At 40.9% G+C, this 10214-nt stretch carries 11 protein-coding genes; 5 read left to right on the top strand and 6 right to left on the bottom strand.

What is annotated here, in order from left to right:
• Positions 1-75: 75 nt before the first annotated feature.
• Positions 76-714, bottom strand: a complete 639-nt coding sequence (locus GF617_RS25470; RefSeq protein ID WP_012695436.1) for a hypothetical protein — start codon at positions 712-714, stop codon at positions 76-78.
• Positions 715-725: 11 nt separating this feature from the next.
• Positions 726-1370 carry a plasmid segregation protein ParM domain-containing protein gene (gene parM / locus GF617_RS25475; protein WP_309228368.1) on the bottom strand — a complete coding sequence of 215 codons (645 nt, stop codon included), beginning with the start codon at positions 1368-1370 and terminating at the stop codon, positions 726-728.
• A 49-nt stretch (positions 1371-1419) separates the two neighbouring features.
• On the opposite strand from parM (GF617_RS25475), the gene GF617_RS25480 reads away from it, so the two are divergent.
• Positions 1420-2117, top strand: a protein-coding gene (locus tag GF617_RS25480; RefSeq protein WP_095033700.1) for an IS1-like element IS1B family transposase whose coding sequence is annotated in 2 segments (ribosomal slippage) — positions 1420-1669 and positions 1669-2117 — 699 coding nt in all. Because the reading frame shifts where the segments join, the coding sequence is not laid out codon by codon here.
• Here GF617_RS25480 and parM (GF617_RS25485) read toward each other — a convergent pair.
• Entirely contained in the window at positions 2052-2540 is a 489-nt protein-coding gene (parM, locus tag GF617_RS25485) for a plasmid segregation protein ParM domain-containing protein (RefSeq protein ID WP_238788065.1), read from the bottom strand. The genes GF617_RS25480 and parM (GF617_RS25485) overlap by 66 nt on opposite strands.
• Before the next feature lie 363 nt (positions 2541-2903).
• Between parM (GF617_RS25485) and GF617_RS25490 the strand changes: the two genes are divergently transcribed.
• From GF617_RS25490 to GF617_RS25505, 4 genes are read left to right on the top strand one after another with little or no spacing between them, the layout of a single operon-like run.
• Entirely contained in the window at positions 2904-3851 is a 948-nt protein-coding gene (locus tag GF617_RS25490; RefSeq protein WP_000718595.1) for a metallophosphoesterase, read from the top strand.
• Positions 3848-4684 (top strand): hypothetical protein, encoded by an 837-nt coding sequence (locus tag GF617_RS25495; protein ID WP_000700976.1) that lies wholly within the window; start codon positions 3848-3850, stop codon positions 4682-4684. The genes GF617_RS25490 and GF617_RS25495 overlap by 4 nt, the downstream gene beginning before the upstream one ends.
• Positions 4677-5198 carry a hypothetical protein gene (locus GF617_RS25500; RefSeq protein WP_000598517.1) on the top strand — a complete coding sequence of 174 codons (522 nt, stop codon included), beginning with the start codon at positions 4677-4679 and terminating at the stop codon, positions 5196-5198. The genes GF617_RS25495 and GF617_RS25500 overlap by 8 nt, the downstream gene beginning before the upstream one ends.
• Entirely contained in the window at positions 5195-5584 is a 390-nt protein-coding gene (locus GF617_RS25505; protein WP_000815011.1) for a hypothetical protein, read from the top strand. The genes GF617_RS25500 and GF617_RS25505 overlap by 4 nt, the downstream gene beginning before the upstream one ends.
• A gap of 61 nt (positions 5585-5645) precedes the next feature.
• On the opposite strand, the gene GF617_RS25510 is transcribed toward GF617_RS25505, so the two are convergent.
• From GF617_RS25510 to GF617_RS25520, 3 genes are all read right to left on the bottom strand, one after another.
• A complete protein-coding gene (locus tag GF617_RS25510; protein WP_001278838.1) occupies positions 5646-6650 on the bottom strand; it encodes a ParB family protein in 1005 nt (334 codons plus the stop codon).
• Positions 6647-7900: a ParA family protein gene (locus GF617_RS25515; protein WP_001050364.1), complete on the bottom strand. Its 1254-nt coding sequence runs from the start codon at positions 7898-7900 to the stop codon at positions 6647-6649. Before GF617_RS25515 ends, GF617_RS25510 begins: the two co-directional genes overlap by 4 nt.
• Before the next feature lie 1128 nt (positions 7901-9028).
• Positions 9029-9190 (bottom strand): hypothetical protein, encoded by a 162-nt coding sequence (locus GF617_RS25520; protein ID WP_001371949.1) that lies wholly within the window; start codon positions 9188-9190, stop codon positions 9029-9031.
• Between the last annotated feature and the right edge of the window lie 1024 nt (positions 9191-10214).

The raw sequence follows: 10214 nt of genomic DNA on the forward strand, positions 1-10214 counted from the left end.
AAGCGTGCGTATTGCCTGAAAACACAACCCGCTACGGGGGAGACTTACCCGAAATCTGATTTATTCAACAAAGCCCTATCTTGCCAAAGTCGCTAGTCGCTTGTTTGCCTTAGCTTTAGATTTTATGCTTATGGAGGCGGTTTGATTTTCATCCGATACTTTTTCTAGCACTGGCACCACAGAGGAAATGGACTTTTCTTTTGAAATTTTGGATGCACCTGAAGAAAGTGGGCTTTCAGATGGTATAGAGGTATCGCTTCCCTCATTTTCAATCTTCACACCAAAGCAGGCATGTTCCTTTTGTACAAGGAAGGTTTCTTTTACAGAAACAGAATCCTGCTTTGAATTATCTAATTGTAGAGGTGTTAAATACTCCTTAAACTTTTGATCTAAGACATTCTCTAGCAATACATTAATAGGAGGCTTAGGTTCAGTATCTATAGTATTTCCATCATTCAGAAACCTATTAAGATCTGCAAGTGTTAATCTTTCGTTTAAACCATTTATAAAATTTGCCAAGTCAGGAAATAAATTATTTAATACCAACCCGGTACTAATAGCCGACCTAATTAAATCCAGTTGGTCACCCCTATGACAAAGTTCTGTTTTTTTCAAGAAACTATAAACATAGGGTGCTTTTCTTTCGGATATCCAGAAAGACCGGATCTGAATCCGGTCGTTATCTGCCTTATTTGAGATAGGGTATTTAGCCATGTTCTAGCTCATTATTCTGAATAAATAGTATCAGCAATTGCCAAAGATAATGCGAACTGCGGATTGTCTACCATGATAACTTTAGCCGTTTCAAAATGTTTACGAATAGCTGTTTCGATGAGATATGAACCTCCCCCAACAAGGAAAACATTATGAGGCCTCTCTTCGACTTGTGTAACCGCTCTGATTACTTTACTTTGCAACTTCTGTACCGCAGAGTTTACCGCATCAAAAACACCGTCACGCTTGTCCTCTGCAACCTTCAAAGCTGATTTATCATGACGATTATCAACAAGATGATGAATGTAAGCATTACTCGTATTCAGTTTCTCAGATTCAAGATACCTGCTGATCTCATCGTAAACAATAGAACAACCAATACGGTCAAAACCTTTTACTTTCGAAATCTGTTCTAATTGCCCAGTAATACTTGCAACATCAAGAGTAGTACCACCAAGATCAATTACCAAACTTGATTCAAATGAAGCAATATCCTCAATTTCATCTGCCCGGGTCACAGCTGGTAAAGATTCAGGGAAAACAGTCACAGACAAAACGTTAAAAGAATAGCGTTTACCGTCAAGATAACGCTCTACTGGTTTCATCAGATTATCTTTTTTTCTCTGAATATTTTCAATATTCGTTTCCCCGGTGATGCTGCCAACTTACTGATTTAGTGTATGATGGTGTTTTTGAGGTGCTCCAGTGGCTTCTGTTTCTATCAGCTGTCCCTCCTGTTCAGCTACTGACGGGGTGGTGCGTAACGGCAAAAGCACTGCCGGACATCAGCGCTATCTCTGCTCTCACTGCCGTAAAACATGGCAACTGCAGTTCACTTACACCGCTTCTCAACCCGGTACGCACCAGAAAATCATTGATATGGCCATGAATGGCGTTGGATGCCGGGCAACCGCCCGCATTATGGGCGTTGGCCTCAACACGATTTTCCGCCATTTAAAAAACTCAGGCCGCAGTCGGTAACCTCGCGCATACAGCCGGGCAGTGACGTCATCGTCTGCGCGGAAATGGACGAACAGTGGGGATACGTCGGGGCTAAATCGCGCCAGCGCTGGCTGTTTTACGCGTATGACAGGCTCCGGAAGACGGTTGTTGCGCACGTATTCGGTGAACGCACTATGGCGACGCTGGGGCGTCTTATGAGCCTGCTGTCACCCTTTGACGTGGTGATATGGATGACGGATGGCTGGCCGCTGTATGAATCCCGCCTGAAGGGAAAGCTGCACGTAATCAGCAAGCGATATACGCAGCGAATTGAGCGGCATAACCTGAATCTGAGGCAGCACCTGGCACGGCTGGGACGGAAGTCGCTGTCGTTCTCAAAATCGGTGGAGCTGCATGACAAAGTCATCGGGCATTATCTGAACATAAAACACTATCAATAAGTTGGAGTCATTACCCGTTTCCCCTAAAGCAGTATAGAACTGGCTAAGTGGTAAAGTAACAAAGAGGTGAACATCCTGAGGAACTAAACCAGAAGCATGAAGTGCATGGTGAACATTTAACCGGCTAATTTCATCGTATTGGTGAGATACATCAGTCGATTCCAGTGAGTTACTAGATTCGCTGTGATGCGAAAACCTTTCCAGCCCATCAATAAGATAGTTAAAAGGATTGAGACCCTCATGGCGAACACGGAAATCTGGAACAAAACTATTTTGTGTAAGCAAGGGAACTAATTCGTTTCTTTCATTAAGACAAACCAGTTTTGCAGCTTTACTTCCATCATCGACAACGATTTTTAAAGCTTCAGTGATATCCTGCACTGATGGTGAAACAGGACTTTCAGATTTTAATAGTTCAGCCATAAAAACTCTCTTTTATTAATAGGACCATATTAGATATTAACTTTATACATTAATGGTGACCTATTATCAACATTAACACTATTAAAAAAATACGTAAGTCTATGTTATTTCAGCATCCTTCCATTTTAAATACCTTACCGTTAAATTTCCTGTATTCATGTATTAACCATGTTTATAAAGGAGCCAATTATAATCAGAAAGTTACTTTGCATCCTAAGTATGAACTGTTTGAGAGCCAGGACTGGGGCCTTTACCTGTAAGTAACAAAGGTCCTTAGGCTTAGAATCCAAAATGACGCCTTTTTGTAAAAAAATCATAGTTCGAAATACCGTATCATCGATGTAAACATACGTAGAGGAATTTATGGCAGCTGAGCACGTCCAAACTATAGACCTTACAAACTTCTCCGGAAGGATTTTCTTTCTGGCAGATCCTCATGGACATTACTCTGCGCTGTGCAACTTGATCCAATCAGTTACAAAGCCAGAAGAAGAGATAGTAATTTTCTCTACTGGAAATTTGTTTGACTATGGGCCGGAACCCATAGAATTGATGAAGGCGATAAACAGTGGCTTTTTCGATGGACGTTTTGTGAGGCATTTCTCAGCTGCCGGAGCCGGAGAAGAAATGTTAAAAAAATTGTTACCATTAAACAAAGACCGGAGAACATTTTACCCCAGCACATACCTCAATGAGAGATGGTGTGTAATGGGCGGAAAGTGGCATAAAGCTGTGAATCGTTACTATTTAGAGGAAGAGGTAAAAAAACTTCTTAATACCCAGCTTGGTACGATGATGCAGATTTTACTAAAAGGCGATATAAAAATTGGGGTTTGCCCTTCTGATTACGCCCCTATCCGCACATCATTCACTGATACTTATAATGCGCTTCAAGCATTCAACTATGCCAATGTGAATATTTTTCAGAGCCAGTTTCTATTCGGTATGGACCATGCCGTAATACCAATGATGATAAATGACGTCAACCTTATGGTCCTAGGTAGGAATCCTGTAAACAGCATTCGAAAAGCCCATGGTCGTACTCAAAACAATCTTCCAGTACTGATCGGTAATTGTTTGCATATAAATACTGGATCACTCTATATGTCAAAATTAGAAGACCAGGTAATAGTTGCTCCGGGTATACCGCAAACTGACTCACCAGCACTTACATTAGTAGAAATAATCATGAAGAACAATCCAGTTTTATTGTGTCATCAGCTAATACAAACAACAAACAAGTTTTATTCACTTAAAACCTATCCTTTAGAACTCGATTCGATTGAAAACAACATTGAGGTAACAAGATGAAGATAAATTGGAAGATTATCTCAATTTCAACATTACTTTTGCATCTTCACGCAGCAGCTGCACCACATCAAGAGAAAGAGCATAGAAAAGATGCTTTTTCTTCTGCCGCACAGAAAAGTGATTCACTTATATCTGCTAAAGCGGAGCTTATAAACGGAAGGTGGTTTATAAATGGTAAATATAGGCCTGTTCTAAAGACCAGCATGACCAAAACCAATTTCTTAGAAATCATGAATGTTTCAAATAAAGAATCACTTTTTATTGTGATACCAAAACTTGAGTATAATATCATTGCCAAAAATAAAATCTTACTAAATGAAAAAATTGCATTAAGCGAAGGCACATCCGGAAAAAGCATTGTTTGGGTCGAGCCAAAATCAAGTCTAACTATATCGTTTATAAATGACCTTGCTAATACGCCCCTTCAGGCTATCGTTTCGATCACAAGAAACAACAAAGATATAATTGCCATCTTTGGACCGGATCAGGGTAAAGGGTTTACTCTTCCCGGAAATACGTCTAATGATCAAGTGTCCGTTCCTGACTATTCTGACCTAAATATAAAAAAACTTAACATACCTCAAAGTGTTGGTAATCCAGTAACCATCAATCCTAAAGAGAAGAATTACCTCTTAGTTGGACAAGGAAAATATGAAATCTTATCTCTTCCTAAATATCAACATTTAGTATTTTCTGAACCCGTTTATATTGAGAAAAGAAAAAATATCCTCGGTGGTTATGGTTATTGGACGAAAGAAACAATTCTCTACCCCGGTGAATCATTATCTTTTATAACGAGCGCCAAAAACAATCTAAGGAAGCGGGATGATTAAAGTTATCACACTTTTATTGTTTGCATTACTGACTGGTTGTCAGTCAGTAGAAAGTAAAATCGAAGAACTCCCGACAGTTGGTTTTGACCCTATTCTATACAATAAAAGTGAGGCCTTTACTGACGGAAAAGTTACTTTACGTGTCGAAAGTTCAGGAACTGATGTTTGGCTTGTCGCCAAGAATGGAACCAGAAGTTTTATTGAGCTTTCAGGCCTAACGCTAGGTGGTAGTCGTTGTGCTTACAATGCCCGTAGTAAGCAACTTTTGCCCCCAGGCAGCGTAAGCACATTCGTAGTTCCTACGGTTGGAATGCTTGGACTTTGCTTCAACAATGAAGATCAACTTATGTTTATTAACCGTGCTTTTAGCAGAATCTCTCCCAAAGCAAAAGGAAAAGATTCGCTTTCGCTTTTATTTTCTGTTAGTTACGATTTTCCCGGAAAAGCGGACCTAATTACTAACCACGATTTTCAAGAGTTATATCTTTTATTTTTGAATGAGGATAATCTATGAAACAAACATTAATTGTTATTTTAATATGTTTTTGTCACACGGCTTTAGCATATCCATACCGTATCTATACTGTCCCGGAAGGGGCATTAGTAAAAAACATACTAACTAATGAATATCTAGGAAAAACCCCTGTGGTTGTGGACGTGAGCAATACCGAAGCTGGTTCTACTTTTGGGATTTCATTATTTAGACATGAAAATGTTGCTATAAAGATTTTTACAGTAATGCCTTCAGCAGAAAATAATTTTGCTGTTTCTGGACCTGACGTTGCAACTATGTCATTGCCGGGAAAAGCACCTTTAAACGTAGTAAATGATGGGAATGGCGCTTCTGTTCATATAGAACTAAGACCTTATATGTCTGAACCTGCGCACACCCCATATTAATATAACAAGAAATTAAAAATATAAATCATATGAACTGCATCATAAAGATGCAGTTCAATATTTATTCTGATACTTTTAATTTTTCTTTTATGAACTCCTCTAGTTCCTTAATAAAACCCGCATTTATCCTATTGAATTCAAAGCGAATTTTTCTACCAGTATTGTTTTTACTGATTCTTGCATACTTATCTTTGTTATCAAAAGTAATAAGATCACTTGTTTCCCATTTTGTGGAATAAGTTTTTTCACAAACACTTTCCACAGATTGTGTGATTTTTTCCATTACAACTTTTTGAGCAACCTGGAGATCTCCAATGTCTAAATCTTTTGTTTCCTCTTTAACATTATCTATTACTTCATCTAAAGGAAATAGATTTTTTTGCACATATTTCTGTAAACGAGACAAGCGACTATAATAGGAGTTCGGGATTCCTTCATAATCCGGGAATAAAGAGATCAATGTTTCGTCAATACGGGCCGCCTGGATTCTTTTGGCTACCGATACATGACTAATCCCAAGATATGCTGCGAGTTCTTCATTAGTAGAAAATCCTTTTTCTTCCATTTTTTTGATAAATTGAAACCCAACTTCTCTATATGAAAATTTTCGAGATGTTTGTGCTGCGGATATAATTGAATTTATATCATCTTCGGTTAGTTCATCCGGAAGAACCCACAGGGGGAGATCCTTTTCTGCCTTTATACAGCAGAAACGTCTGCGACTTCCTTCTATTAATAAATAAACCCCATCTCTTTTTACAGCGATCCCTTCGGTATCGACCCCTCTTTCTTCAATCTGCTTAAGAATATCTCTAACAGAATAATCTGTAAGGGCTTCTTGATTTCGTGGGTTCGCTGGATGGACTAAGGTCTCCTTCTCCACTCTCTGGGCTGGAACAATCACATGTTCCGCTTCAAGTCTCCGGCCCTTATGAAGAGTGAATAACTTTTTTATGCGAGGTGCTGTTTTCAAACCCGCAAGACCTGAACGGTGACCGACTTCTGTCCGCTTTGGTGCGTTTAAATATCGAGATTTATCATTCCCGATATGTTGCTCATCGCTCATGCGTTAACTCCTTGCTTAGCTGAAAAACTTTTTATTTCATTTATAAATTGCTGATATACCTGTAATACAGATTCTTCTGCGACATCAAGCTGCTTTGCGGAACAAAGTTCCTCTGATTTTTTGATATCAAGCACTGTACGCCCTTTGGAAGCAGCTGCCTTAAATGCTTCAGAATTTTTTATGTTAGCGGACATCAAAAGGTCCTGAACAGTTCTGATTAATTTATCCAAAACTATTCTTTCATATGGACTTTTGTCATCTACATTGACAGCAAGAACTTTGAACCATTTTAAATTGTCGCCCTTACTTGGTGATTGTTTAAACCTTTCACTTATTGTAAGCATGAAGTCTGTAGTAGAGGCGTAATCATATTCACGTGGTGACACTGCGACAAGAATCCCATCGGCCGCTTCGTCAGCAGCCCAGATCAAAGGTGAATCTTCAGGTGGAGTGTCTATAATAATCAAATCATAGTTCTGCTTCAGTACCGGTAAGATAACTTCCTTGAAACGTAGTAACAAAGACGTACGTTCTTCTCTAGAACATTGCCAGTATTTATCTTTAAAACGAGCATCTGTCGGAAAAGCCGTTATTACGTCCAAGTTTGGCAGATGCGTTGAAAAAGGCATATTAGTGATGATTTCTTCTTCAGAGAATCCTGAATCTAAATATTTTTTATACTCAGAATTTTCTTCATAAATTCCAAGGATTGCATCAATTGCTGTAAGGAAGACATCATCTTCTGAGACACTTTGAATCATGCTGCTTCCAATCGAACCTTGTGGGTCCCATTCGATCATTAATACACGTGCATTGAGTTGTAGATCTAAAGCAGCTGCTACTGCTAAAGCTACAGATGTAGTGCTTTTCCCTGTACCGCCTTTATGATTCTGAGTAACAATAGCTCTGCTAAAGTAATGATCGCGGTACTTGGGATAACCCAGGGCATCCATTATTTTTTGAACATCCCAGCGGGTGTAAAGATGATTTTTGTTTTGATAAATAGGTGCACCAACAAGTTCTTTTTCTTCTAAGTCCGAAAGTATTTTATTGAACGTTACTCGTGACTTCCCAAAAAAATCAGAGAGATTTTTTTTATTCAAACAGTGGTTATAGATCAGTCTATCAACACCATCAACACTATCATCAGAAACAGATACTCTTGATGAAGCCATCAGAGATTCCTTTAGAGAAATCTGCTCGCTTTTCATGCGCTGACCAACGAGGGCGATCTTTTCAAGTAAATTCATGGTTATGACCTTTTTGCACTGAAAACCGACTTTTACGCATATATGTAAACTTTACGTATAATGCGTCCATTTCCTTGTTATGCGTACAATTCTATCCTTAGTTTCAATCTTAAGCTAATGTTTGTTTACTTTTTTATGATTTTTTGTGAGCTTAACTTGCAGATGTGAGCTCAGACTCTCTAGTCCATACCTAATGCACAACCTGTTTAAACCACGATTCTTGTCTCCTTCTCTACGCTTTGAAGTTAAGAGCTCCATTAATGAATCTTCACGCCTACCCTATTTCTTGCTTAGACCCTAAAATCTATCTCACCGGTGTGCTGATATACGTTTCCTAACTGTGAACCGTTGTCGTCAGTCCAGTCTAAAGATATGAGGTGTTAATCTCTTGAGGAGGCACACTACGAATTATGGGAGCAGAGTTAGCAACCTCACCCCGAAATGAAACCCAACTTAAGGAGGCAACCCCAGTGTGGAGATTAAGGGGGTTAAATCTGCCAGCGGCTGACAGTGTCCCAGCTGCTGCTCAGTCACACCACGCCCTGATTTAATCCCCTGCCCGGTATTGTAATGACCGAAAAAAACCCGTGCACTGGTGTCGGCAGACCGGCATGCATGAATATGACGTTAATCTGTATCAGCAGGCACTTTTCGCATAATGGGAGCAAGTGATAGCAACGCCGCCCAGAACGGAATGCCAACATCAGGACTGAACCCAAGTTTGGCGATTAAGGGGGTTAAATTTGCAAGCGGATGACAGTGCCCCCAGCTGCTGCTCAGTCACACCACGCTTGATTAAATCTCTCGCCAGGTCTTGTTTTGACCGAAAATAGCCCAAGCACTGATGTCGGCAGACTGGCATATAGGAATATGACGTTAATCTGTATCAGCAGGTACATTTCGCATTATGTGAGCAAGTGATAGCAACCCAGCCCGGAACTGAAGGCCAGCATGAGGACAGAACCCCAGTTTGGCGATTAAGGGGGTTAAATCTCACAGCGGCTGACAGTGCCTTCAGATGCTGCTCAGGCATACTACTCTCCCTGATATAATCTCCCATATGTTCTTGAGATCGTCGGAAATCGCCCATGCACCGGTGTCGGCAGACCGGTATGCAGTAATGTGAATTTAATCTGCATCATCAAGCACATTTCGTATTATGGAAGTAAGTGTTAGTAAACCAAAGCCCGCCCAGAACGGAAGGTCAACATCAGAACAGAATCCCAGTTTGGCGATTAAGGGTGTTAAATCTGCAAGCTGCTGACAGTGCCCCAGTTGCTGCTCAGTCACACCACGCCCTGATAGAATCTCCTGCCCGGAAATGTGATGACCGAAAAAAGCCCGTGCACTGGTGTCGGCAGACCGGCACGCAGGAATATGACGTTAATCTGTATCAGGAGGCACATTTCGCATTATGGGAGCAAGCGATAGCAACCCAAGCCCAGAACTGAAGGCCAGCATCAGGACAGAACCCCAGTATGGCGATTAAGGGGGTTAAATCCGCCAGTGGCAATAAGATCCCGAGCGGTGTTTAAGAAATATTTCCCGAAGGACAATCTTCCGCTCGTACGATGAATATAGTGTTCAACCCGGGAGAGGGATCACTTAACCTGCTTAGCCTAAATCTTACGTCATTCTCTAAACGGAGTTTAAGCTTAATGGTCCTGAGAAAGTTAAAAGGACTACCCATAATGACGGTTTGAGATGGCGAATAAGGGTTTTTTCTGCCAGCGGCTGACATTGCCCCAGCTTCTGCTCAGTCACACCACGCCTGATTAAATCTTCCGCCAGGTCTTGTTATGACCGAAAATTGTCCGTGCACTAGAGTCGTAAGACCTGCATACAGGAATGAGGCGTAAATCTTTATCAGGTGGCAAGGTTCGCATCATGGGAGCAAGGGTCTTGAACTGGAGGTTAACATCATAAAATCCCAGATTGGCGATTAAGGGTGTTAAATCTGACAGCGACTGAAAGTGCCTTCAGATGCTGCTCAGGTATATTACACCCTGAAAAAATCAAGCATCTGTGCTTGCGAATATCGGAAAAGGCCATGCACCGGTGTCGGCAGACCGGCATGGGCAATGAGACGTTAATCTGTATCAGCTGGCGCATTTCGTATCATGGGAACAAGTGTTAGCAACCCTCTCCAGGACGGAAGGACACTATCAGGACTGATCCCAGTTTGGCGATTAAGGGGGTTAAATCTGCCAGCGGCTGACAGTGCCTTCTGATGCTGCTCAGACATACTATGCACAGATATAATCACCCGTCCGTCCTTGTGATTATCGGAAAAGGCCATGCACCGGAGTCGGCA

The sequence above is a fragment of the Lelliottia sp. RWM.1 genome, assembly GCF_016859735.1.
In the GTDB taxonomy this organism is placed as follows: Bacteria; Pseudomonadota; Gammaproteobacteria; order Enterobacterales; family Enterobacteriaceae; genus Enterobacter.